Source organism: Enterococcus sp. AZ194 (assembly GCF_051713825.1).
In the GTDB taxonomy this organism is placed as follows: domain Bacteria; phylum Bacillota; class Bacilli; order Lactobacillales; family Enterococcaceae; genus Enterococcus_K.
In genome coordinates this window covers 3,848,639-3,872,500 of sequence record NZ_JBIOQR010000001.1, presented here as the reverse complement: position 1 = coordinate 3,872,500, position 23,862 = coordinate 3,848,639, and the positions used below count along the sequence as shown (strand labels likewise).

Sequence of the window (23,862 nt, the reverse complement as noted above, 5' to 3'; positions counted from 1 at the left end):
ATCCTCCTTTTATATTATCGCGGGATGGAGCAGTCTGGTAGCTCGTCGGGCTCATAACCCGAAGGTCGTAGGTTCAAATCCTGCTCCCGCAATTGCTTAGAATTTCTAAGCTTATGTAACAAAATTTTTATTGGTTTGGTAGTTCAGTTGGTTAGAATGCCTGCCTGTCACGCAGGAGGTCGCGGGTTCGAGTCCCGTCCAGACCGTTTTACATTTATGTTTTTTGGCTCGGTAGCTCAGTTGGTAGAGCAATGGATTGAAGCTCCATGTGTCGGCAGTTCGATTCTGTCTCGCGCCATTTATAGTTTACTGCGGGTGTAGTTTAGTGGTAAAACCACAGCCTTCCAAGCTGTTGTCGCGAGTTCGATTCTCGTCACCCGCTTTATTTTTTTTGGGCCTATAGCTCAGCTGGTTAGAGCGCACGCCTGATAAGCGTGAGGTCGATGGTTCGAGTCCATTTAGGCCCATTATTAATAATTTATCCAAGGCCCGTTGGTCAAGCGGTTAAGACACCGCCCTTTCACGGCGGTAACACGGGTTCGAATCCCGTACGGGTCATCCAATACTCTCTTGTAGAGTATTTTTTTTTGTTTATTTGATCTAAAAGTGAGTAAATCTGTTTGTTTTCTGCTATACTAGGAATGTTGCAAGTTCCCGAGAGGATTCGTCGATTATACGAAGATGCCTTGTAACCGAAATTATTAAGGGGGAATCAAAATGACAGAAAGACATTTATTTACATCAGAATCTGTTTCTGAGGGACATCCAGATAAAGTTGCTGACCAAATTAGCGACGCCATTCTAGATGCGATTTTGGAGAAAGATCCGATGGCACGGGTAGCGTGCGAAACATCTGTAACAACAGGTTTAGTTTTAGTTTTTGGCGAAATTTCTACGACGGCTTATGTGGATATCCAAAAGATTGTCAGAAAGACGATTAAAGAGATTGGATATACGCGTGCTAAATTTGGCTTTGATGGGGATACAGCGGCAGTTTTAGTTGCCATTGATGAACAATCACCAGATATTGCCCAAGGAGTCGATGAAGCGTTAGAGATTCGTGCGGAGAAGAAAGAGTCGCTGGATGAGATTGGGGCAGGAGATCAAGGATTGATGTTTGGTTTTGCTGTTGATGAGACGCCTGAGTTAATGCCTTTACCAATTGCGTTAAGTCATCGTTTGGTGAGACGTTTAGCTGAACTACGTAAGAGTGAAGAACTCGCTTATTTACGTCCTGATGCGAAGTCACAGGTTACCGTGGAATATGATGAGGCTGGCTTACCACAACGTGTGGATACAGTCGTTATTAGTACACAGCACGATGATGCGATTGACAATGAAACAATTCGCCGTGATGTTATTGAAAAAGTAATTAAGGAAGTTATTCCTACTGAATTATTAGATGAAGAAACGAAGTATTATATTAACCCAACTGGCCGTTTTGTTATCGGCGGACCTCAAGGGGATGCAGGATTAACAGGTCGGAAGATTATTGTTGATACTTATGGCGGATATGCTCGTCATGGTGGAGGGGCCTTTTCTGGGAAAGATGCAACTAAGGTTGATCGTTCTGCAAGTTATGCTGCAAGATATATTGCTAAAAATATCGTAGCTGCCGGATTTGCTAAGAAGGCTGAAGTTCAGCTTGCCTATGCGATTGGTGTAGCTCAGCCGGTTTCTATTTCTATTAATACTTTTGGTACAGCAAGTGTACCAGAATCTAGATTAATCGAAGCCGTGCGTGAGAATTTTGACTTGCGCCCAGCTGGAATTATTGAAATGCTTGACCTGCGTCGTCCAATTTACAAACAGACAGCAGCGTATGGTCACTTTGGTCGTACAGATATCGACTTGCCTTGGGAAAAAACGGATAAAATAGATGCGTTGAAGGCGAGTTTGAGAGAGTAGAGAGGCGACTTCTATTAACAATTTCGTTAATAGAAGTCCCTTTTTTTGTTTGAAAAGTATTCGATTCTTATAAGGATCGGATAAAAATAAATACATAGGGTAAGGGAGTTAATAGTTTGAAGAGAAAAACGAATGTCACACTGGTGACGATTAGCATTTTTGTAGCAACATTTATGACAGCAATTGAGGGAACCATCGTCACGACTGCTATGCCGACCATTGTTGGTTCATTACATGGTATTGAAATTATGAACTGGGTATTCTCCATTTATTTATTAACAAATGCCATGTTAACCCCTATCTATGGAAAACTTGCTGATAAAATCGGTAGAAAACCGGTCTTTTTATTTGGCGTACTAATCTTTATGATAGGCTCTTCTCTTTGTGGTTTTTCACAGAATATGATGACCTTGATTATTGCTAGAGGGATTCAAGGTATCGGGGCAGGAGCTATTATGCCGGTTGCATTAACTATTATCGGGGATCTATATAGTGTTGAAAAACGGGCGAAATTTATTGGCTTTAATAATGCCGCTTGGGGGATTGCCAGTGTGTTTGGTCCTCTAGCGGGAGGATTTATTGTGGATACGGTTGGTTGGAATTGGATTTTCTTTATTAATATTCCAATTGGGATTGCCTTGATGGGGTTAATCTGGTATTTCTTAGTAGAACCTAAACAAGAGAGAGAAACAAAAAAACTGGATGTTTTAGGCTCCGTTAGTTTAATGCTTGTTCTATTGACGTTATTACTGGCCTTCCAATTTCTAGGCGATCAAGGAATTAGTGGTGGGACAATTGGCTTATTTATGGGTACAATTTTTAGTTTTTGTCTGTTTGTTTGGGCAGAAAAACGAGCTGAGGATCCTGTTATTACATTGGACTTGTTTAAGAATCGGACATTCGTTGTTGTAAATGTGGTGGCGGCGTTAATTGGTGGCTTTTTAATGGGGATTGATGTTTATATCCCAATGTGGATGCAAGGTGTTTTAGGAATGAGTGCTGCAATTGGTGGATTAGTCTTGGCGCCTCTGTCTATTTTATGGATGCTTGGTTCTTTTCTTGCAGGACGTTGGATGGCAAAAATGACGATTCCTAGAGTATTATTTAGTGGTTTAGTCATTGTTTTTATTGGCGGTTTAGGCCTGGTTTTCATGCCTATTCATGCGCATTTTTCATGGTTTGTTGTGATTTCGTCTGTTACAGGCGTTGGGTTAGGAGTCATATTTACAACAACCACTGTTGGGGCACAAAGTAGTGTTCCTGCAGAACAGCTAGGTGTCGCGACTTCCTTTAATACGTTAGCGCGAACACTAGGTCAAACAGTAATGGTCTCAGTATTTGGTATTTTGATGAATAGTGTCAATAAGCAAAAACTACTTGAGAAAAATTTGACTGATGATCCAGACATTATGAATAGACTAGTCAATCCTCAAACGGCTAAACAGTTACCGCTTGATTTATTAAAACCATTGAGAGAAATTTTGTATGATGGCTTGCATATGGTCTATTTTGTTGGTATTTTATTGATAATCATTCCGTTAGTATTAACATTTTTTATGAGCGGATCAAAGAGAATAGATGAAAAGGTAAGGTGAGCAAATCATGGCATTTATCCAGGCAAACATTTACTCAAATGTCCTTGAAATGGAAGTCAATATTGAGGTTATTCTTCCACAGAAAACAGAAAAGGTCATTGGAGAAAGTACACAGCAGGCAGCTTCTGATGTTCCTGTACTGTATCTTTTACATGGTATGGGCGGCAATCAGAGTGTTTGGTCGCGTAGAACATCGATTGAAAGGTATGTTACGCAGTATCAAATGGCCGTTATTATCCCTTCAACAGATTTAGGCTGGTACACCAATACAACCTATGATATGAACTATTGGGATTTTATTGCAGAGGAGTTACCTGAAATCTGTCACGAGCTGTTTCCTCAATTAACTACCAAACGTGAGAAAACATTTGCAGCGGGGCTATCTATGGGCGGTTATGGTGCCTTAAAACTAGGCTTAAAGAAACCAGAAGCTTTTGCGGCTGTCGCTTCTTTATCGGGTGCAGTAGCAATTGGCGGCAATATGGACGCTTTATTAAACGTCCGAAAAGCGGCATTTTGGGAAGGCATTTTTGGCCCATTAGACCAAGTTGAGGGCTCAGAAAATGACCCCTTATATTTAGTTGATGCTCTTGTTTCCAGTAAAAAAGAAGCACCACGCTTTTATTTGGCTTGTGGGGAAGAGGACTTCCTTTATCTAGCGAATCAAGAAGTGGTTTCTAAAATGAAGGAAAATAATCTCCCTGTGACTTTCGAGCATGGGCCAGGGAATCACACGTGGGAATTCTGGGATCAATGGATTCAACGAGCATTAGAGTGGTTTCATGAGGAGCAGAGGTAATCAAAGAAAATAGGCCAGGATGCTGGCCTATTTTTTTTGAGCTTTTATCAAGGCGAGGATAGAATGCGAGAAATAGGCGATAGGAAAAGCTGTGTCGTCAGTACTAGTTCTTTGATTTGTTCTCATTGAACTGACTATCTAGTCCATCTAAGTAAATCGAGACGCTTTCCAAAAACTCGCACTTTAAGCTTCGTTCTTTTCGTTCTTGCATGCCTTGCATGATATTAACTAAGTGATGAGTTTTGGCGTAATTACGCATAAAATGCACATTTTCTAGTAAGGACTGATCACCGTTAATGATTTCTTTTCGTAAATGTTCCTCTTCTTTATAATCCATCATAAAACCAATCAAAAGATTATGAAACGAGCTTACAGCTAGATGACTTTGTGTCAGAGGAATTCCACCTGATCGGATTAAGCGAATCATAGCTTCGATATGTTCCAAGCGACTAGGATAGGCAGGAACGGTGTGAATCTCTAGCTCTATGCCACAAGGAAACTGACTGTACAAATGAAAATAGCTTTCCATATAGGCGAGGATATCTTTTTTCCATGAGCCTTGTGATTCAGGAATGACAAGATTGGTTTCCATCGTTTCTGCCATTGCTTGGAGGAGCATTTGTTTATTTTTAAAATACCAATAGAGGGCGGGGGCTTTGACATCAAGGGCTGAGGCGATGTGGCGCATGGAGAGAGCAGTTAAGTTTTGTTTTTCCTCAAGTAGTTGAAAGGCAGTACAGATGATTTTTTCTTTTGATAATTTAGCTTCCATGGGTGAATATTCCTTCTTTTTATAGAATTTTGAATTTAATAGTTGCTATTAATTTTGAAACATGGTAAATTATTATGCGGCTTTATTTTACAGTGTTAAATAGATGCTGTCAATTTTTATGAAAGCGGGGGAAAGCTATGGATTTAATTTTAAAACACGTAAAGAACTATCGTGTACCGGTGACAATTTCACTACTTTCAGTGGTTGTCATGGTGGTTGCTTCTTTATGGCAACCTAAATTGTTACAACAAGTTCTAGAAGCCATCATGCAAGACGATAATGATAAGATGTTAGGATTGGGGATTTATCTGATTGGCTTGGCTGTTTTGGGACTCCTTGCAGGCATTCTTAATACTATCTTTTCTGCGCGAGTTGCACAAGGTGTGAGTGCGGATATTCGTGAAGAAACGTTTCGCAAAATCCAAACTTTTTCTTTTGGGAATATTGAAACGTTCTCAGCTGGAAATCTAGTAGTACGTCTTACAAATGATATTACACAAGTCCAAACACTGATTATGGTTGCGTTACAATCGCTGTTCCGAATTCCTATCTTGTTTATTGGGAGCTTTGTTTTAGCGATGTATACATTACCTCAATTGTGGTGGGTGATTATTTTATTAATCGTTGCAGTTGTTATTATCACGGCTCTTTCGTTTACGCAAATGGGTAAACATTTTATGATTATTCAAAAGTTAATTGATAAAGTAAATGGCTTGGCAAAAGAAAATCTGCTAGGGATTCGAGTAGTGAAATCTTTTGTTCAAGAAGATTCAGAATTGGCGCGTTTTACAAAGGTTAGTGACGATTTGACGAAACATAATATTGTCGTTGGAACACTATTCTCTGTGATGATTCCATCCTTTATGTTAGCTGCGAATTTGGCAGTGGTGGGGTCCGTTTTCTTCGTTAGTACGCTTGTCAAAGACGATCCGACCGTGATTGGTGGTATTGCTTCATTTATGAACTATTTGATGCAAATCATGATGGCAATTATTATCGGTGGAATGATGATGATGATGACTTCTCGTGCAGCAGTCTCATTACAGCGTATCAAAGAAATTCTGAATACTGAACCAGATATTACTTATCCAGATGTTCCTGAAGAAACACTTGATGGAAGTGTGACATTTGAGCATGTTTCTTTCCGCTATCCAGGAGATGAGCAGGATACGTTGAAGGATATTAATTTTGCCATTAAAACGGGTGAAATGGTCGGTATTGTTGGTGCAACAGGAGCCGGTAAATCAACACTTGCGCAATTGATTCCTCGATTGTTTGATCCAACAGAAGGAACGATTAAAATTGGTGGAAAAGACATCAAGACGGTAAATGAAAACAGCTTACGCAAAACTGTTTCCTTCGTATTGCAAAAAGCGATTCTCTTTTCTGGAACCATCTCTCAGAACCTTAGACAAGGGAAAAAGGATGCAACAGAAGAAGAGATGAGTCAAGCAACACAAATCGCCCAAGCAAAAGAATTTATTGAAAAACTGGCTGAGCGTTATGAGGCGCCAGTCGCAGAAAGAAGTAATAACTTTTCTGGTGGGCAAAAACAACGACTATCGATTTCACGTGGGGTGATTGGCTCACCGAACATCTTAATCTTAGATGATAGTACGAGTGCGCTAGATGCCCGTTCTGAAAAATTGGTTCGTGAAGCACTTGATAACGACTTGAAAGACACGACAACGATTGTCATTGCTCAAAAAATTTCATCAGTCGTGCGTGCCAATCGAATCTTGGTATTAGATAAAGGAAAATTAGTCGGCGAAGGAACGCATGAGGAATTAGTTCGTTCCAACGCGATTTACCAAGAAATTTATGAAACTCAAAAAGGAACGGAGGAAGAGTAGATGACGGATTTAGTTAAAGCGAGTAAGTTCTTTTATCATTATTTAAAACGATATAAATTCTCATTCTTCATTATCTTCGTAACGATTGTTGTGGCAACGTATCTTCAAGTTAAAGCGCCACAATATATTGGGGAAGCATTTCAAGAGTTAGCGAATTATGTTGGTAATTTAATGAAGGGTGTCGATGATAAAAGCAAGTTCGTTGATGTGATTTGGAAACTGGTCTTGTTTTATGTATTGGCGAGTGCAGCGAACTTTATCTACAGTATTCTCTTTACTCAAGTCGTGGGAAAAGCCACAAACCGTATGAGAATCGGTTTATTTAATAAACTAGAAAAATTGACGATTCGTTTCTTTGATTCTCATCAAGATGGAGAAATCTTGAGTCGTTTTACCAGTGACTTAGATAACATTCAAAATAGCTTAAATCAAGCGTTACTTCAATTTATGTCAAATGCCGTCCTATTAGTGGGAATTATCATCATGATGTTCCGTCAAAACGTGACTCTTGCGTGGGCAACCGTCGCTTCGACACCGATTGCTATTTTAATTGCAGTCATTGTTATTCAAAAAGCGCGTAAATATGTTGATCTGCAACAAGATGAAGTCGGTAAGTTGAATGGGTATATGGATGAAAAAATCTCTGGGCAACGGATCATCATTACCAACGGACTTCAAGAAGAAACCATTGAAGGCTTTGTTGAACACAATCAAAAGGTTCGCGAAGCAACCTATAAAGGACAAGTTTACTCAGGTCTTTTATTTCCAATGATGCAAGGAATGTCCTTAGTAAATACAGCGATTGTTATTTTCTTCGGTGGTTGGTTAGCTTTGAATGGTGACTTAGAACGTTCAGTTGCGCTAGGCTTAGTAGTGACTTTTGTTCAATATTCGCAACAATATTATCAACCATTGATGCAGATTTCATCTGGTTATAGCATGATTCAATTAGCGGTTACCGGTGCACGTCGATTAAATGAAATGTTTGATGAGCCAGAAGAAGTTAAACCAGACAACGGCAAGAAAATTACAGGAGTGGACGCGGCAGTTGCTTTAAACCATGTAAACTTCGGCTACGATGAAGAGAAATTGATCTTAAAGGATGTTTCTATTCAAGTTGATAAAGGAGAAATGGTGGCTCTTGTTGGACCAACTGGATCTGGTAAAACAACAATTATGAATCTCTTAAATCGGTTCTATGATGTGAATAGCGGCTCTGTTACGTTTGATGGAACAGATATTCGTGAATTAGATTTAGCCAGTCTGAGAGAGAATGTAGGGATCGTTTTACAGGACTCTGTGTTATTCTCAGGCACGATTCGAGAAAATATTGTTTTTGGAAATCCTTCTGCGACGGATGAAGAGGTGACCTATGCAGCCAAACAAGCGAATATTCATGATTTTATTATGGAGCTAGAAGAAGGCTACAATACGGAGATTACGGAAGAAAATAATATCTTCAGTACCGGACAAAAACAATTAATTAGTATTGCGCGAACGATCATTACTAACCCATCACTATTGATTCTTGATGAAGCGACCAGTAATGTGGATACCGTAACGGAAGCGAAAATTCAGAAAGCGATGGATGAGGCCATTAAAGGGAGAACAAGCTTCGTAATCGCTCATCGATTAAAAACAATCCTGAACGCTGATCGAATTGTGGTCTTGCGCGATGGTCAAGTCATCGAAGAAGGCAGTCATCATGAACTCTTAAAAGAAGAGGGCTTCTATGCTGAACTGTACTATAACCAATTCGTATTTGTATAGAAAGTGGAGAGAATCTGAGTCTCACGGAGGACTCTCTGATGGCTCATTTTCTATCTTTATTTCAAGAGGCTGTAACAGAAGTCAGTTGACTAATGTTACAGCCTTTTTTTGGCTAATTTATGAGGAAAGTATGTTGAGAAGAGCACTTTTACTATATCTAAATAGTGGATAAATATTCAAATACAAGTATTTTTATCTGTGTGATTTTTGATAATTGACAAAAAGTGAGCGTTATCTTCTTTGATATTTCGGTGTTTTTTCTAGATGTAACAATAATTTGTCAATTTACTTTTATTTATTAATATACAGTGGCAATAACATATGTATTTTATCAGAAAGTAGTTGAATTGTTCCATTTAGATTGTAATGTGTAAGAATAGGTCTATACTCCAATGTAGAAGGGTTACTTGGGAAATTGGAGGTAAATTATGAAATTGAACGCAAGTCAAAAATTTTTTTTGTTAGGTCTCAGTGTTTTTTTTATAGGGGTCACAGCTACAGCTTTTGCTGATTCTAGCGATTCGGACTGGTCCAATAAATATAAGATTACGTCTCCATATGATCATACTCCGGCTAGAGAAAAAGAGAATAGAACCGCCTATTATAACTATACTAAGAATACTAACGTTGTGTATATTACTATTTGGGCTGCTTTATACGATGGTCGAGATGTTTCAAATGGACATAGCTATTTGAGCTATGCAGGAGATAAAACTTTCCTATACAATGAGGCTGTTGAAGAGCATGGAACGGGCGTAGCAGTCAGAATTGATTCTAAATCATGGAATAACGGATATGCTAACGGAGTTTGGAGTCCAGATAGCGTAAGGTAGCCAACAAACAGCCTGTCACTAATGTCAAAATTTGATTAAGAAAGGAGACTTCCATCATGTATACGTACTACTTAAAACGAATGAATAAAAACATGTTCACACTTGCCATAGCTGTAGGGTTTGTGTTATCTCTTATGCAAGTTTATTCTCAGTTTCCGAATACAATAAAAAATAAATTTTTTGATTCTCCTTATACGATGTGGTTATCGACGGACTCTTTTCATTTTAGTCCGGTTCTCTTTTTTGTACTGCTACCTCTTCTGGCCAGTATCCCCTCTTCTAGCTTGTTAAGAGAAGATATTAATTCAGGATTTTTGGTACAAGTTATGCTTCACAAACCGAAAAAGACTATTTTAAGAGGCTACATTTTGACTGCTTTTTTGTCAGGAGTTATCTTGACTTTTCTCTTGTTAGTGACAAATTTTCTTCTCTATTTTCTATTATTATCAGCGACTATTCCAGACAACCTATTGAATTCGAATATTTCAGTTATTGAAAAAAACACCTTATTTGTTGGTCTATATTACACTCATCCATTTATCCATGCTTTTTTATCCATTTGTTTTGCTTCAGTTTTTGCAGGGCTTTTTGCAAGCTTTTCAGCAGTTAATTCTTTGTTCTTGAGAAATAAATACGCTGTTTTATCCTCTGCTTTTTGTCTACAATTATTTTTATTAGTAGCGAATACATTGATAAAGCTGCCTGGAGGAGTAAGTATGGTCCCTGTTGATTTTCTCCGTGAAACAACAAGTGCCAATCTATCGTTAGGTGTTTCTTTAGTTGTGACACTTTTGTTGGCTCTGTATACTACTTACTTTTCATTCGAGGTGAAACGACTTGTTTGGTAATGTCTTAAAACAATCTAATGCCTTGTTTTTTTATCATACGAAAAAGATTTTATTTCTATTGGTGATTATGCTACTGATTGCAGGAACGGTATTCCCTTTAGTGAACGTAAGTGACGCAGATATCTCTTCTTTGTATTTCGGAGTGTTTAATCGTTATCTCTTTGGGGTGGCTGTCTTTCCATTGCAAATGTTGAGTATTTTATTGTTATATAACGTCAATTTAACCTATATTTGTTGTTTTCAAAAAAAGACGCTTTTGTTTTATCAAACGTTATACAATCTATTTTTTGTTTGTACATTTTCTTTGCTCTCTTGGTTAATCGTCATCATACCAATACTTACATTTTCTTCAAATAGAGAGATCGTTTCACAGGATGGAAATCTTAGTTTGTTTGTTTTAGGTTTTTGCAAACTGTATATTACTTCAGTCTTTTTTTCTTTACTAGTCATGTGTTTATTTTTATTGTTTAAACAGCAATTGATTGGTTTTCTAGCAAGTATTTTTCTTCTTATAGGGCTGTTTTATCTCAATGTTACGCACTATTTTACGCTGTTTTTTTCTTTTTCTTTAATGGAAAATCAGAGCCGTGCTTGTTTGAACATGCTTCTCTTATCAGCGGCAAGTATTGTCCTTGTCTCATCAATACACATGATTATTTCAAATAAGGAGTTCTTATGAGAGTCTTATTAATTAGCCAACTACATTATTTTTATCAGCTACTACATGTACGAATGAAAGGCTGGCTCCTATTGATGTTTATAACGATTATAACTATAGGGGTTCAATTCAGTCATCATCCCAAGCTGTCGATATTTCGTTTGATGTTTCAAGGAACACCTCTGATAGTGAGTCAATCTGTGCCTATTCGCTTACCAGTTCTCTGGTTCATTTATTTATTCATCCCTATAGTAATCGTGGGTAATTCGCTCATTGAGTTATGGCGTAATCGAATGGTTCTATTGAGAGGCTATCAATTTTCAAAGCTGCATTTTTTTCTTGTTAATCTAGTTTGTCTCCTCTTTGTAGCTCTTTCTTATGTTTTGACTACAGGAGTGCTCATGTTATTGGTTTTTCATTTTTCTGAGAACAATACCATTCATTTGGTAGAAGGTGTTCAAAATAGTGTGGTTATAAAAAAACTATTTTTTGAACTGTTTTTAAATAGTAGTTTACTTCTTTTAATCAGTGCACTATTTTCATTGATTAGTCAGGCATTGAGCTTAATTATTCCGACCTTTTTATTAGTCTTGACGCCGTATCTTTCTTTACAAATAAATCCATTAAATATGACGATGTTGGCCAGATATCAAGAAAATACAAGTCTATATACAAGTTTTCTGATTGGTTTAATTATGTTAGTGACGATTTTATATTATTTTTTCTTTCGGAACAAAGAATTTTATTAGGAAATGAGGGCAGCGATTATTATGCATTTTATTGAGGTAAAGAATGTAACAAAAAAGATTAAAAATCAAACCATCTTAAATGATGTTTCTCTTTCGATTAATCGTGGGGAGATTGCGACATTGGAAGGAATAAATGGGTCGGGTAAGACAGTCTTGTTAAAGGCGATATTAGGTTTAATCAAGGTAGAAGGAACGATTTTTGTAGATGAAAAAGAAGTTCTACTAAGCGAAACCTATCCGATAAAAGCAGGTGTTTTAATTGAAAACCCTAGTATTATAACAAACCTTAGTGCCTTTAAGAATCTTGAACTACTGGCGTTATTGCAGGAAGGGATTGAACCAGTCGATATTATTGAGTTATTAAAAAGAGTGGATCTAGCAAATGTGAAAGACAAAAAAGTAAAAAGTTTTTCTTTGGGAATGAAACAAAAATTGGGGATTGCACAAGCGATGTTGGGTGCACACCCATTAATTATTTTGGACGAACCAACCAATGCTTTGGATAAAGAAAGTTTAGCAAATTTAATTGTGTTTGTTCAGCAGTTAAATAAAAAAGGTGTTACCTTCATTATCGCGTCGCATGATAGTCTGTTTATCGAGGAATTATCGACGCACAAATTCTATATGAGGGAAGGAATCTTGAGTGAAGAATAAACGCGCTCGTTATTTTGTCATTTTCACCTTCCTTATGCTTATTCTCTTTGTTGGAGGTTGGAGATATTCAGCTCTTAATAAAGAGTATCAGACACAAGCATTGGTGACGGTGGTCCCTATTCAAGAAAAAGAAACCGTAAAAACAGATAAAATTCAATTTACAGTTAAAGACAAAAAGACTTGGGTGAAAAATAATACATTTTATGCGGAGTTATCACTTACAGTCAAATTGCTTGAACCAAATTCATATGGATTCAAAAAAGATAGTCTTTATTTTTATGAAAATATGTGGTTAGACGTACCTTATCGTGATCGAGTTTCTGCTTTTTATGTGAAAAATTCGGATGGAACGTCTATAGATTGGGACAAGCTGACACTACCAAAAGAGCTGAACATCAAGATTAATTTCTCAAAAAATCAAGAGTTTATAAATTACGAAAATAAGCCGGTTTATTTTAGTTTCTTATATCCAGAAGGAACACATTTTGCAAAGTACCAGCTCTTGCTTAGAGAGTAGCTGACGCTATTTAAAATAGATAATGATAATTAGTTTAAACGCAGGCGATGGAAATTAGATTAGTTAAGTGTAGAGAATGGAGTAAACCTTCAGTGAAGGGGTGCTCCTTTTTGTTGCAAAATAGTTGAGGGGGGGAAAACAAAATGTTAGTTTTAGAGAATTGTATTTTCCAGATTATTTCAAAACTATCATCAGTCCCCTTAAGCAGGTAATGATTTTATGAGTACCTAGAAATACCTAGGTAAAACGTAAGTGCCTAATAAAATAGTACCTACACGCCAAATAGCCCAAGCCTTATACTAAGCTTAGGTTATTTGGTCTGTTTATAAGTAGTTCTACATAATGCTTGAACATCTGGTTTCCAGGGAAGTAAGGCGTCCAACCCTTCATCTGATTGAGTTTCCATATTTGGTACTCGATCAAATAGGAATTCTATATATCGAATCGGGTCGAGACCATTGGCTACTGCCGTTCGATAGATACTCAAAATAACGCCTGATGTTCGTGCGCCTTCCAAGCTACAGGAATGCATGTAATTTTTTCGCCCAATCACCAGCTCTTTTATATGACGCTCGGCCAAATTATTACTTAATTCCAATCGTCCATCCTCAAAGATTCGCTCAAATCCGCTTCGTATCTTCCGTACATACTCAACGGCATTCTCTAGCTTCGATTTTGGGACCGCAACGAACGTATCTAGCCATTCATAAAAGTTGTTCACCAATGGCTTCAGATAACCTTGACGCTTATCAAAACGTTCCTCAATGGTGACTTCCTTCCATTTGCGTTCTAGCTCGAACCAGATGTCAAGCATCTTCACGGCGACAACTGCTGGTGTTTGTTTCGCCTTACTATTTTTGGGGATGGCTTCAAAAAACTTTCGACGTGCGTGCGCAAGGCAATAGACGAGCTTCACATCCGTTACATAATTATACCCTGCATAGCCATCACAATGAAGATACCCCTTAAAGTCAGACAAAAACTCTTTCGGTACTGTCCCAGATTTAGACTCTGCATGATGGTAATAGGCAATAGGCTGTGCACTATGTTTCCCGGTTGAGAAGAGCCAGTAATAGGTTTTTGCTTTTTTACTCTGAATCACTTGATAGCTCGTCTCGTCTGCATGAAGAATCTCTTCTTGATTCAAATAATGTTTGAATCGTTCGGCAACCGGATCTAACGCATGATGACAAGCTTTGATATGCCAGTTTGTCATATTATCGCGTGAGATATCGAGTCCGAGTGTTTCTCGCCAATAAATTTCTTGGCGATTCGCTGGACTTTTTTGACCGAATTTTAGACGGATTGTTTCCGCAATAATACTGTTTGAGCCTAAACTATTTGGGACGACTGGTTTAGGAACAGGTGCCTTCTTATAGGAAGAAACATCTGCCTTTTCACATGCCTTACAACAATAAGTGTGTTGAATGTGAGCCAATCGATCCAACATTGCTTGATGGAATCGGACCTCTTCACGTAATTTTGTTGTACCGATATCAATCATTTGAGTACCACAATGTTCACAAGAACGTTCTTCTTGTGGAAGTTCATGGTGTATTTCAGTTAAAGGAAGGTGCGCGATTTTCTCAGCTTTTTGGCCACTCTTCCTTTTAGACTTTTTTTCAGGGGCCGGTTTTTCTTCTTTGGGTACGGTAAATATAGAGGCCTCTTCGAGTTCCTCTGTGAATAAATTTAATTGACCACTAACATCTGAGGAAATAGTTTCCTTTGAGCGCCCGAATTGGCGATTCATAAAGTAGTTGAGTTTTTCATTCAGTAGTTGAATTTCGGTGGTTAATGCTTGGTTGGTTTTCTTTAGAGAATCAATCGTTTCAGTCTGATTTTTTAAAAGTTCAAGTAAGACATTTACATCAATCTCAACGTTATTTGTTGAACTTACATCTGTCGATATATCCAAAAAAATCCACCACCATTCTATCTATTTTTCTTCCCTTTATTATACCATTTTTCAGAACAAAAAAACAGATAAAAACCGCATTAAATCAATGTTTATTACGGTTTTTATCTATTAGAATTGGCCTCTTTTCCCTGGCTTTATCGCCCTGGGTTGATCGATGTCCAACCCTTCAAATAACCAACGAATTTGTTGACTAGTTAGTTGTCGAACCTCTTCTTTTTTTCTAGGCCACTTGAGTCGGCCATCTTGAATCCTTTTATAACATAAGAGGAAGCCGTCACCATCCCAATACAAAATTTTGAAACGATCACATCGATTACCGCAAAAAAGGAAGAGGGCATCTGAATAAACATCTAGCTCGTACTCTTGTTGGATGAGACTCGCCAATCCGTCAATTCCACGACGAAGGTCTGTTTTCCCAGTGACGATATACAAGTTCTTTACTTTAGTGAAATCAAGAAGCACGTCATCTCAACTCCCTAAGCACTGCGGCAAGAATATAACTACTGATACCATTATATAGATGTATCTCAGAGCCATCTTTTCTTTTTATTCGTGCAGCTAGCTTCGCACTCACTACTTTCTGATTTTGTTTCTGGTCTGGCTGTGTATGAATCTGAATGGGTACAATTTCGTTTGTCTTGGTCAAACAAACACCTCCAATTTACTTGATAAGCCAAGTATACCCGGAGGTGTCGCTTGATTATAGATACCTAGTTATTAGGCACTTACGGTAAAACAAAGGGGAAGACTTTGTTTTGTATCTGATGAGGCGGAGCGGAAGAAAGCCTGTTTAATCAATAGGAGCAATGATTTGCTATCGACTTTTTCGATAGAGTGCCATATATTGGATTGAGAAGTAGGTAGTGAAAATAGTAGATTGTAGGTGAAGATAAATGGAAATTAGTCAAATGCTAAAAGAGAAGAGGAAGGAGTATCAATTGAAGCAGGAACAATTAAAGGGACAGATTTGGAGTCAGATAAAATTCGAGCAGGAAGTCGAGTTTATTTGATTATTACCTTAGTCATTTTTATTTCGGCCTTGGTTTTAAAATATCTATTATAGATAGAAAAATTAAACGAGCATTAGTTAAACAAACTTCAAAAAATCCAACGCCTTTTTTTCAGGTGTTGGATTTTATGTTTAGTTCTTTTTTCTCTCGATACAAAAAAGGATGGGTGGTTGATTTTTTTGATTGATAAATTGGTAGTTTAAGACACTGAATTGTTCTTGTGGTAATCTTTCACAGTAGTCTCTGACCATAGTTAGTTCTTCCACGCCGCCAACGTGACCATAGTAGGCGACCAAAATCAAGCGTCCTCTTGGGGCCAAACGAAGGAGAATTTCGTCCATAGCTATCTTGGTCGTGGTGGGCAAAGTAATGATCGATTTATCACTTTTAGGTAGGTAACCTAGATTGAAAACAGCAGCCTTTATGGGTGTTTCCCTAGGTAAAATCATACCTATTGTTTCGTGCCCTTGTAGGTAAAGGTGGGCACGAGTAGATAAGTCTGCTTCCAGCAATTTTTCTTGCGTTGTGTTCAGGGCTTGTTCTTGAACGTCAAAGCTATAGACGTGTCCAGTTTTTCCTACTAGCTCTGCCATAAATAAGGTGTCAAAGCCGTTACCCATGGTTGCATCAACGGCAATGTCTCCTGGTTGAAGGATTTCTTTTAGTAAGGTATGGCTGTAATGTAAGGCAGTTTGCAACATTAGACCCGCTCCTTTTGTCGTACATCAAATTTTCCTTGGTAGGAGTCTCTTCGAATTAATTCTGCATCAATGGCATTTAAAACTTCCCATTTTTTCAAGCTCCACATCGGCCCAACCAACGAGTCCCAAGGTGCATCTCCAGTTAAGCGGTGAATAATGATTTCTTTAGGAATCATTTCTAGCTGGTCGCAAATGACAGATACATAGTCTTCTCGAGACATTAATTGAAGTCGTCCTTCCTGATAATCTCTTAGCATCCGCGTATTGGTCATTAAATGAAGTAGGTGAAGTTTGATTCCTTGAATATCAGAATCTAGAATTGTTCGTTTGACATTTTCACGCATCATTTCGATAGTTTCTCCAGGTAAGCCATTGATTAAGTGGGTACAGATACGGATATTATGTTTTCTTAGTTTGCTGACACCGTCTAAATAGGTTTGATAATCATGGGCTCGGTTAATCAAGTCACTGGTTTGTTCGTAGGTTGACTGTAGGCCTAACTCCACCCACAAATAGTAACGTTGGTTCAGCTCAGCTAGGTAATCGACGACTTCATCGGGTAAACAGTCGGGACGTGTCCCTATAGAAATACCTACGACACCGGGTAAATTAACTACTTGTTCAAAACGTTCCCGTATGACTTCAACAGGTGCGTGTGTATTGGTAAAGTTTTGGAAATACACAATATATTGTTGCACATTCGGCCATTTTTTATGCATTTCATCTATCTCTTTTTGAAACTGAATCGGTAAAGGTTCTTCAGGGGCGACGATCATATCACCAGAACCAGAAACACTGCAAAAGGTACAGCCACCATGTGCGACCGTACCATCTCTGTTTGGACAATCAAACCCACCATCTACAGGAACCTTGAATATTTTGCCACCAAATTCTTCGCGCAAAGCATAGTTCCATGAGTGGTAACGTTTGGTGCCATCTTCTGAATAAGGAAAGTTCATCAGTTTATATCCTTCTTTCTTGAATCAACTTACTGCTGTTTACTTTTGAAACGCCAAACAAACCGTTTTTCTTCATAAATAGGATAGGTCAGTAGTAACCAGGAAAGTCCCAAACAAAAGCCACCTAAGACGTCACTTGGAAAATGAACACCTGCATAAATTCGACTGATACCAATTGTTACGATGAGTAGGCCAAGTAAGATTTGTAGAATGATTCTTACTTGTTTATTTTGAACAACTATTGGGACTAGAAAGATTAACGTACCAAAAAGTAACATACTCCCGTTTGAGTGCCCGCTAGGAAAACTGTAGCTTGTTTCATGAACCAAGTGTGTCAATGTTGGACGTGGGCGCACAAAAACTAATTTAATCAAAGGATTTACAACGCCACCAATCAAGCCGATGTTGAGAGTTAACCAAAGTGCTTCAGCATAGCGTTTTCCGACTAACAAAACGAATAAAAAGGCAATAGTTAAGATAATCATTGTGCTGGGATTGCCAAACTTAGTGATCCATAAATAAAAAGAATTCCAGTTCGGGTAAGGTGCGCGAACGAGAGAAGTCAGTGCTTGATCAAAGCCTTTTAACCAAGAAGGATAGAAACGCACAACATAACCTAAAAAGACAAAGATAAGTAACAAGCTACTACCAGCATATTGATAATAAAGTTTATTTTTCATTGAAACCTCCAATTTATACAATGAAGCTATTATATCATCACTTTTCATTTGGAAAAAGAAGAGAGGAGAGAATTTCTAGTAAGTGGTGAAAAATTAGTTGAATCATTTATTTTGATTTTGAAAAAGCGGCAATAATGCAAGATTAAAATTTTTCTTATTTTATAAAAATTCTCTTTTAATAAATAACAGTAACCTCACTGTAATAAACGAAAAATAGAAATCAGAAAAGCAAATAAAATAACTTTTGTTGTCAACCGGTGTAACAAGGTTTCTGATTTATACAAAACGAGCGTTATTCTTTAGTTTACAGAGAGATTACAAATTACTTTTATTTCTTAAAAATCTTTTAATAAAAGAAAAGAAAAGTTATAATTGAATTATCTCTTAAAATTAGAACGGAAGAAAACTCGGAGGAAAAAAATGAAAGAATCCTATATCCCTAGAAAAGATAGACGCAAGGCTGAAGCACAGCGTCTTGCTTTTAAACAGATGAAAAAGGGCGCGACAGTTATGGGAACGGCTATGATGAGCTGTTCTATCGGTGCGCCATTGTTTGCCCCACTAGAAGCGCACGCAACTGAATCCAACCAAGTCGCCTTACGAACAAATACTTCTGCTTTTATTTCTCAAATTGCTACGTATGCACAACCTGTAGCTAGTGCCAATGATCTATACGCCTCCGTTATGATTGCCCAAGCGATTGTTGAAAGTGGTTGGGGTGCGAGTGGGTTATCTGCGGCACCTAACTACAATTTATTTGGTATTAAGGGAAGCTATCATGGCCAAACTGTTTATATGGATACGATGGAATATTTGAATGGACGATGGGTTAGTAAAAAAGAGCCGTTTCGGAAATATCCTTCGTATGCAGAATCGTTTGCCGATAATGCCTATGTCTTAAGAAATGTTTCTCTTCAAGCGGGTGTTTATTACTATTCAGGTACATGGAAAAGTAATACCTCTTCTTATCTTGATGCGACAGCTTGGTTAACTGGTCGTTACGCAACTGATCCTTCTTATGCGAGTAAGTTAAATCGAATTATTTCGACATATGGTTTAACTAAATACGATACGCCAGCATCCGGGAATGCAGGTGGGGGTGCCAATACAGGGAACTCTGGAAATACCGGGAATAACGGAAATGCTGGAAATACTGGAAATACGGGAAACACCAATACAGGTGGTTCAAACAGTGGTGATACGGGATCAACGGCTGGCAAACAGTATTATACGGTTAAATCAGGTGATTCTATTTGGGCTATTTCACAAAAATACGGAATTACGATGAATCAATTGAGAAGCTGGAATAATATAAAAAATGATTTTATTTACCCAGGCCAGAAATTAGTAGTCAGTAATGGGGGAGCTTCAACGGGAACCGGTAATAATTCAACGGGCAACTCGAATAACTCATCTGGCAACAATTCTAATAGTAATACTGGTAACAGTAATACGGGGAATAGTTCATCTAGTGCCAGTCAATATTATACAGTTAAATCAGGCGACTCTGTCTGGGCAATCTCTAATAAGTATGGCATTAGCATGAGCCAATTAAGAAGCTGGAATAACATTAAGAATGATCTTATTTATCCAGGTCAAAAATTAGTGGTTAAAAAAGGGACTTCTACTGGTTCGAATAATAGCTCATCTGGAAATACTAACACAGGTTCTTCAAATGATAACAATAGTTCTTCAAACGATTCATCATCGAACACGAGTCAGACCTACACAGTTAAATCTGGTGACTCAATTTGGGCCATTTCAAACAAATATGGCATTAGTATGAGCCAATTAAGAAGCTGGAACAATATAAAAAATGACTTTATCTACCCAGGTCAAAAGTTGATTGTTAAAAAAGGTGCTTCAGGTTCTAATTCAAACAATACGAACAGTGGTTCATCTGGCTCAACAAACAATTCGTCGAATAATTCGTCTGGGACAAGCCAAACTTATACCGTCAAATCCGGTGATTCTGTCTGGGCCATCTCGAACAAATACGGGATTACTATGGATCAGTTAAGAAGCTGGAACAATATAAAAAATGACTTTATCTACCCAGGTCAAAAATTAACGGTTAAAAAAGGCTCAGCTAATTCGAATAGCTCATCAAACAATACGAATAATAGTTCTTCTAATAATGGTTCATCAAACAGTTCATCGAATAATTCGTCAGCTGGGACAAGCCAAACCTATACCGTCAAATCTGGTGACTCTGTCTGGGCCATTTCGAATAAATATGGCATTACTATGAGCCAATTAAGAAGTTGGAATAACATTAAGAATGACTTCATTTATCCAGGACAGAAGCTAGTGGTTAAAGGTGGTTCAAGTACATCTAATGATGCTGGTTCAACTGGAAGTTCAAATAATTCAAACAATTCTTCTAATGCAAATACGAATACAGGAAACAGCTCATCAGAAAGTAAGTACTATACGGTTAAATCCGGTGACTCTGTCTGGGGAATTTCTAAAACTCACGGTATTAGCATGAGCGACTTTAGAAGCTGGAATAACATTAAAAACGACTTTATCTATCCAGGTCAAAAAGTGATTATTTCAAAAACGGGTGGAACCTCAACGAACACGAATACAGCGGAATCTAACGCAGCGTCAAATAATACCACGACCAATGCGGATACGTACCAAGTGAAAAGTGGCGATACCTTGTGGACAATTGCAAAAAAACATGGTTTGTCAGTAGATAAAATAAAATCCTTAAATAAATTAAGTTCAGATATGATTTATGTCGGACAAAAACTTAAATTAAAATAAGAATTGAATTCACTGTCTAAATTTGGTAGTATGAAACTATTGAAATAGATAAACGGATAAAAAGGAATTAGTAAAAAGTTTGAAATGATAGAGAGCACATGGTTGGTGGAAATGTGTATGGATGCTTTTGAACTCGCCTTTCTCGTATACCTACTGAAACAATAAGTAAGTGGGTACGGTGACGATCGTTAAGACGTTTGAGGCCTTTTGTACAAAAGGTAAATGTAGGTGGTACCACGTAGATTACGTCCTATAAAAAGAGAAAACTCTTTTTATAGGACTTTTTTTAGTATAAAGGAGGAGAACCATGAGTTATAACCACAAAGAAATAGAAAAAAAATGGCAAAAATATTGGGCCAAAACGAATACGTTTAATACACATGATGACCCAGCAAAACCTAAATTTTATGCATTAGATATGTTCCCATACCCATCAGGACAAGGGTTACATGTAGGACATCCAGAAGGCTACACTGCGACAGATATTTTGTCACGAATCAAACGAAGCCAAGGATACAATGTCTTACATCCAATGGGCTGGGATGCGTTTGGTTTACCTGCAGAACAATATGCGTTAGATACAGGGAATGATCCGGCAGAATTTACGAAAAAGAATATTGAAACCTTCCGCCGTCAAATTAACGCGTTAGGTTTTAGTTATGATTGGAATCGTGAACTGAACACGACAGATCCTGAGTACTATAAATGGACACAATGGATTTTTACAAAGCTTTATGAAAAAGGCTTGGCTTATGAAGCGGAAGTCGCTGTAAACTGGGTTCCTGAATTAGGAACAGTGATCTCTAATGAAGAAGTTATTGATGGAAAAAGTGAGCGTGGGGGGTACGATGTCATTCGCAAGCCAATGCGTCAATGGATGTTAAAAATTACGGCGTACGCTGACCGTTTGTTAGATGACTTAGAGACCGTGGACTGGCCAGAAAGTATCAAAGAGATGCAACGAAACTGGATTGGTCGTTCAGTTGGTGCTAACGTCGATTTTAAGATTGCTGGGACAGAGGACTCCTTTACAGTATTCACAACCCGTCCGGATACCTTATTTGGTGCAACTTACGCAGTACTTGCACCTGAGCTTGAACTAGTCAAAAGGATTACGACGTCTAAGCAAAAAGAAGCAGTGGAAGCCTACATTGAAGAAGCTTCAAAAAAATCTGATTTGAAGCGAACCGATTTAGCGAAAGAAAAGACAGGGGTTTTTACAGGCGCGTATGCGATTAATCCGGTAAATGGCAAAGAAGTACCGATTTGGATTGCCGATTATGTTCTTGCTTCTTATGGAACCGGGGCAATTATGGCCGTTCCGGCGCATGATGAACGAGACTATGAATTTGCGAAAACCTTTGATATTGAGATTCTTCCAGTGGTTGCTGGGGGCGACGTAACCAAAGAAGCTTATGTGGGTGATGGCCCACATATTAATTCAGAGTTTCTTGATGGTATGGGTAAAGAAGAAGCAATCGAAAAGATGAATCACTGGTTAGAAGAACAACAGGTTGGAAAAAAAGAAGTGAGTTATCGTTTGCGTGATTGGTTATTCTCTCGTCAACGCTATTGGGGAGAACCAATTCCTGTGATTCATTGGGAAGATGGCACGACAACAACTGTACCAGAATCAGAATTACCGCTAGTATTGCCAAAAACAGAAAATATTCAACCAAGTGGAACAGGTGAGTCTCCACTAGCGAATATTACTGATTGGGTAAATGTGATTGATCCAAAAACAGGTATGAAAGGTCGCCGTGAAACGAATACTATGCCGCAATGGGCAGGTAGCTCATGGTATTATCTGCGTTTTATCGACCCACATAACAAAAATGAATTAGCGAACTTTGAAAAGCTTGAACGCTGGATGCCAGTAGATATCTATATTGGCGGAGCAGAGCATGCGGTATTGCATTTATTATATGCTCGCTTCTGGCACAAATTCTTATACGATATCGGTGTGGTTCCAACGAAAGAACCGTTCCAAAAACTATATAACCAAGGTATGATTCTAGGTCAAAGCTTCCGTGATAGCCGTGGTGCGTTAGTGCCAACCAATATGGTCGAAAAGCGTGAAGGTGTTTGGGTGAGTATTGAGACAGGTGAAGAACTGGAAGAAGCACCTGCGAAGATGAGCAAGTCATTAAAAAATGTTGTGAACCCTGATGATGTAATCGAAAAATATGGTGCAGATACGTTGCGGATGTATGAAATGTTCATGGGCCCATTAGATGCTTCGATTGCTTGGAGCGAGAATGGTCTTGAAGGAAGTCGCAAATTCCTAGATCGCGTATGGCGTCTATTAGTTGATGAAAATAACAAGATGCGCGATAGAATTACGACTGTAAATGATGGAAAGCTGACCAAGGTTTATCATCAAACAGTCAAAAAAGTGACAGAGGATTTCAATAATTTACATTTTAACACCGGGATTTCACAGCTGATGGTCTTTGTAAATGAAGCGTATAAGGCTGAGGTTCTACCATATGAATACATGGAAGGTTTTGTTCAATTATTAGCACCAGTTGCTCCACACATTGGAGAAGAATTATGGGCTATTTTGGGTAATAAAGAAGGCATTTCTTATGTTCCGTGGCCAACCTATGATGAAGCAGAATTAGTAGAAGATGAAATTGAAGTTGTTTTCCAAATTAACGGAAAAGTTCGTGCGAAAGTCAATGTTGCACGTGACTTGTCAAAAGAGGAATTAGAAAAACTAGCGATGGCAGATGAAACTATCCAAGCCAATATCGAAGGAAAAACAATCCGAAAAGTGATTGTTGTGCCAAACAAATTGGTGAATATCGTAGCAAATTAGCTTTTAAAAGCAGTAGCCATTCTCTGTGTTTTGGAGAATGGC

General features: G+C 38.1%; 20 protein-coding genes, 7 tRNA genes, 1 riboswitch and 1 other annotated feature (1 of these 29 running past the window's edge). Of the genes, 20 read left to right on the top strand and 7 right to left on the bottom strand.

All coding sequences use genetic code 11. From position 1 onward, the window contains the following. The 10 genes from IGI37_RS17960 to IGI37_RS17915 form a co-directional block, all read left to right on the top strand. Window positions 1-8, top strand: a tRNA-Ser gene (locus IGI37_RS17960) (it extends 82 nt beyond the left edge of the window). A gap of 10 nt (window positions 9-18) precedes the next feature. Next, window positions 19-92, top strand: a tRNA-Met gene (locus IGI37_RS17955). A 40-nt stretch (window positions 93-132) separates the two neighbouring features. Continuing rightward, window positions 133-206, top strand: a tRNA-Asp gene (locus IGI37_RS17950). A gap of 19 nt (window positions 207-225) precedes the next feature. Continuing rightward, window positions 226-298 (top strand) — tRNA-Phe (locus IGI37_RS17945). 13 nt (window positions 299-311) lie between these two features. Beyond that, window positions 312-382 (top strand) — tRNA-Gly (locus tag IGI37_RS17940). 11 nt (window positions 383-393) lie between these two features. Continuing rightward, window positions 394-467, top strand: a tRNA-Ile gene (locus tag IGI37_RS17935). Between the two features lie 19 nt (window positions 468-486). Continuing rightward, window positions 487-558, top strand: a tRNA-Glu gene (locus tag IGI37_RS17930). Window positions 559-639: 81 nt separating this feature from the next. Next, window positions 640-720, top strand: a riboswitch (SMK box riboswitch). Continuing rightward, window positions 718-1,908: a methionine adenosyltransferase gene (metK, locus tag IGI37_RS17925; protein WP_438763445.1), complete on the top strand. Its 1,191-nt coding sequence runs from the start codon at window positions 718-720 to the stop codon at window positions 1,906-1,908. Its footprint overlaps the riboswitch before it by 3 nt. Before the next feature lie 116 nt (window positions 1,909-2,024). After that, on the top strand, window positions 2,025-3,503 hold the full coding sequence (locus IGI37_RS17920; protein ID WP_438763444.1) for an MDR family MFS transporter: 1,479 nt from the start codon (window positions 2,025-2,027) through the stop codon (window positions 3,501-3,503). A 7-nt stretch (window positions 3,504-3,510) separates the two neighbouring features. After that, a complete protein-coding gene (locus tag IGI37_RS17915; RefSeq protein WP_438763443.1) occupies window positions 3,511-4,302 on the top strand; it encodes an alpha/beta hydrolase in 792 nt (263 codons plus the stop codon). Window positions 4,303-4,405: 103 nt separating this feature from the next. On the opposite strand, the gene IGI37_RS17910 is transcribed toward IGI37_RS17915, so the two are convergent. Beyond that, window positions 4,406-5,074, bottom strand: a complete 669-nt coding sequence (locus IGI37_RS17910; protein WP_438763442.1) for a TetR/AcrR family transcriptional regulator — start codon at window positions 5,072-5,074, stop codon at window positions 4,406-4,408. Between the two features lie 137 nt (window positions 5,075-5,211). Between IGI37_RS17910 and IGI37_RS17905 the strand changes: the two genes are divergently transcribed. The 8 genes from IGI37_RS17905 (at window position 5,212) to IGI37_RS17870 (ending at window position 12,956) form a co-directional block, all read left to right on the top strand. Beyond that, window positions 5,212-6,927, top strand: coding sequence for an ABC transporter ATP-binding protein (locus IGI37_RS17905; protein ID WP_438763441.1), 1,716 nt, complete (start codon window positions 5,212-5,214; stop codon window positions 6,925-6,927). Then, window positions 6,928-8,697: an ABC transporter ATP-binding protein gene (locus IGI37_RS17900; protein ID WP_438763440.1), complete on the top strand. Its 1,770-nt coding sequence runs from the start codon at window positions 6,928-6,930 to the stop codon at window positions 8,695-8,697. A gap of 428 nt (window positions 8,698-9,125) precedes the next feature. After that, on the top strand, window positions 9,126-9,530 hold the full coding sequence (locus IGI37_RS17895; RefSeq protein WP_438763439.1) for a hypothetical protein: 405 nt from the start codon (window positions 9,126-9,128) through the stop codon (window positions 9,528-9,530). A gap of 56 nt (window positions 9,531-9,586) precedes the next feature. Beyond that, window positions 9,587-10,378, top strand: coding sequence for a hypothetical protein (locus IGI37_RS17890; protein WP_438763438.1), 792 nt, complete (start codon window positions 9,587-9,589; stop codon window positions 10,376-10,378). Next, complete coding sequence (locus IGI37_RS17885; RefSeq protein WP_438763437.1) at window positions 10,368-11,057, top strand: hypothetical protein; 690 nt, start codon at window positions 10,368-10,370, stop codon at window positions 11,055-11,057. The genes IGI37_RS17890 and IGI37_RS17885 overlap by 11 nt, the downstream gene beginning before the upstream one ends. Beyond that, window positions 11,054-11,785: a hypothetical protein gene (locus IGI37_RS17880; RefSeq protein WP_438763436.1), complete on the top strand. Its 732-nt coding sequence runs from the start codon at window positions 11,054-11,056 to the stop codon at window positions 11,783-11,785. Before IGI37_RS17885 ends, IGI37_RS17880 begins: the two co-directional genes overlap by 4 nt. A gap of 21 nt (window positions 11,786-11,806) precedes the next feature. Further along, window positions 11,807-12,439 carry an ATP-binding cassette domain-containing protein gene (locus IGI37_RS17875; protein ID WP_438763435.1) on the top strand — a complete coding sequence of 211 codons (633 nt, stop codon included), beginning with the start codon at window positions 11,807-11,809 and terminating at the stop codon, window positions 12,437-12,439. Further along, window positions 12,429-12,956, top strand: a complete 528-nt coding sequence (locus IGI37_RS17870; protein WP_438763434.1) for a hypothetical protein — start codon at window positions 12,429-12,431, stop codon at window positions 12,954-12,956. The genes IGI37_RS17875 and IGI37_RS17870 overlap by 11 nt, the downstream gene beginning before the upstream one ends. Window positions 12,957-13,266: 310 nt before the next feature. Here IGI37_RS17870 and tnpC read toward each other — a convergent pair whose 3' ends face one another. The 6 genes from tnpC to IGI37_RS17840 form a co-directional block, all read right to left on the bottom strand. Further along, complete coding sequence (tnpC, locus tag IGI37_RS17865; protein WP_438763685.1) at window positions 13,267-14,868, bottom strand: IS66 family transposase; 1,602 nt, start codon at window positions 14,866-14,868, stop codon at window positions 13,267-13,269. A gap of 117 nt (window positions 14,869-14,985) precedes the next feature. Further along, window positions 14,986-15,339 carry an IS66 family insertion sequence element accessory protein TnpB gene (gene tnpB, locus IGI37_RS17860; protein WP_438759491.1) on the bottom strand — a complete coding sequence of 118 codons (354 nt, stop codon included), beginning with the start codon at window positions 15,337-15,339 and terminating at the stop codon, window positions 14,986-14,988. Window position 15,340: 1 nt separating this feature from the next. Continuing rightward, window positions 15,341-15,523, bottom strand: a complete 183-nt coding sequence (locus IGI37_RS17855; RefSeq protein ID WP_438763433.1) for a hypothetical protein — start codon at window positions 15,521-15,523, stop codon at window positions 15,341-15,343. Between the two features lie 495 nt (window positions 15,524-16,018). After that, window positions 16,019-16,588, bottom strand: coding sequence for a class I SAM-dependent methyltransferase (locus IGI37_RS17850; protein WP_438763432.1), 570 nt, complete (start codon window positions 16,586-16,588; stop codon window positions 16,019-16,021). Then, window positions 16,588-17,547, bottom strand: coding sequence for a TIGR01212 family radical SAM protein (locus IGI37_RS17845; protein WP_438763431.1), 960 nt, complete (start codon window positions 17,545-17,547; stop codon window positions 16,588-16,590). The genes IGI37_RS17850 and IGI37_RS17845 overlap by 1 nt, the downstream gene beginning before the upstream one ends. Window positions 17,548-17,576: 29 nt before the next feature. Further along, window positions 17,577-18,227 carry a phosphatase PAP2 family protein gene (locus IGI37_RS17840; protein WP_438763430.1) on the bottom strand — a complete coding sequence of 217 codons (651 nt, stop codon included), beginning with the start codon at window positions 18,225-18,227 and terminating at the stop codon, window positions 17,577-17,579. A gap of 420 nt (window positions 18,228-18,647) precedes the next feature. Here IGI37_RS17840 and IGI37_RS17835 point away from each other — a divergent pair, with 420 nt between their 5' ends. Both IGI37_RS17835 and leuS read left to right on the top strand, forming a co-directional pair. Then, window positions 18,648-20,999: a LysM peptidoglycan-binding domain-containing protein gene (locus IGI37_RS17835; RefSeq protein WP_438763429.1), complete on the top strand. Its 2,352-nt coding sequence runs from the start codon at window positions 18,648-18,650 to the stop codon at window positions 20,997-20,999. Window positions 21,000-21,045: 46 nt separating this feature from the next. Beyond that, window positions 21,046-21,255 (top strand) — a binding site (T-box leader). A gap of 51 nt (window positions 21,256-21,306) precedes the next feature. Continuing rightward, window positions 21,307-23,820 (top strand): leucine--tRNA ligase, encoded by a 2,514-nt coding sequence (gene leuS / locus IGI37_RS17830; RefSeq protein WP_438763428.1) that lies wholly within the window; start codon window positions 21,307-21,309, stop codon window positions 23,818-23,820. Window positions 23,821-23,862 lie beyond the last annotated feature (42 nt).

Coding starts and splice junctions, on each gene's coding strand:
- metK (WP_438763445.1), top strand. CDS start 718: ATGACAGAAAGACATTTATTTACATCAGAATCTGTTTCTGAGGGACAT.
- IGI37_RS17910 (WP_438763442.1), bottom strand. CDS start 5,074: ATGGAAGCTAAATTATCAAAAGAAAAAATCATCTGTACTGCCTTTCAA.
- leuS (WP_438763428.1), top strand. CDS start 21,307: ATGAGTTATAACCACAAAGAAATAGAAAAAAAATGGCAAAAATATTGG.
- IGI37_RS17875 (WP_438763435.1), top strand. CDS start 11,807: ATGCATTTTATTGAGGTAAAGAATGTAACAAAAAAGATTAAAAATCAA.
- IGI37_RS17915 (WP_438763443.1), top strand. CDS start 3,511: ATGGCATTTATCCAGGCAAACATTTACTCAAATGTCCTTGAAATGGAA.
- IGI37_RS17900 (WP_438763440.1), top strand. CDS start 6,928: ATGACGGATTTAGTTAAAGCGAGTAAGTTCTTTTATCATTATTTAAAA.
- IGI37_RS17890 (WP_438763438.1), top strand. CDS start 9,587: ATGTATACGTACTACTTAAAACGAATGAATAAAAACATGTTCACACTT.
- IGI37_RS17850 (WP_438763432.1), bottom strand. CDS start 16,588: ATGTTGCAAACTGCCTTACATTACAGCCATACCTTACTAAAAGAAATC.
- IGI37_RS17905 (WP_438763441.1), top strand. CDS start 5,212: ATGGATTTAATTTTAAAACACGTAAAGAACTATCGTGTACCGGTGACA.
- IGI37_RS17880 (WP_438763436.1), top strand. CDS start 11,054: ATGAGAGTCTTATTAATTAGCCAACTACATTATTTTTATCAGCTACTA.
- IGI37_RS17835 (WP_438763429.1), top strand. CDS start 18,648: ATGAAAGAATCCTATATCCCTAGAAAAGATAGACGCAAGGCTGAAGCA.
- IGI37_RS17895 (WP_438763439.1), top strand. CDS start 9,126: ATGAAATTGAACGCAAGTCAAAAATTTTTTTTGTTAGGTCTCAGTGTT.
- IGI37_RS17845 (WP_438763431.1), bottom strand. CDS start 17,547: ATGAACTTTCCTTATTCAGAAGATGGCACCAAACGTTACCACTCATGG.
- IGI37_RS17840 (WP_438763430.1), bottom strand. CDS start 18,227: ATGAAAAATAAACTTTATTATCAATATGCTGGTAGTAGCTTGTTACTT.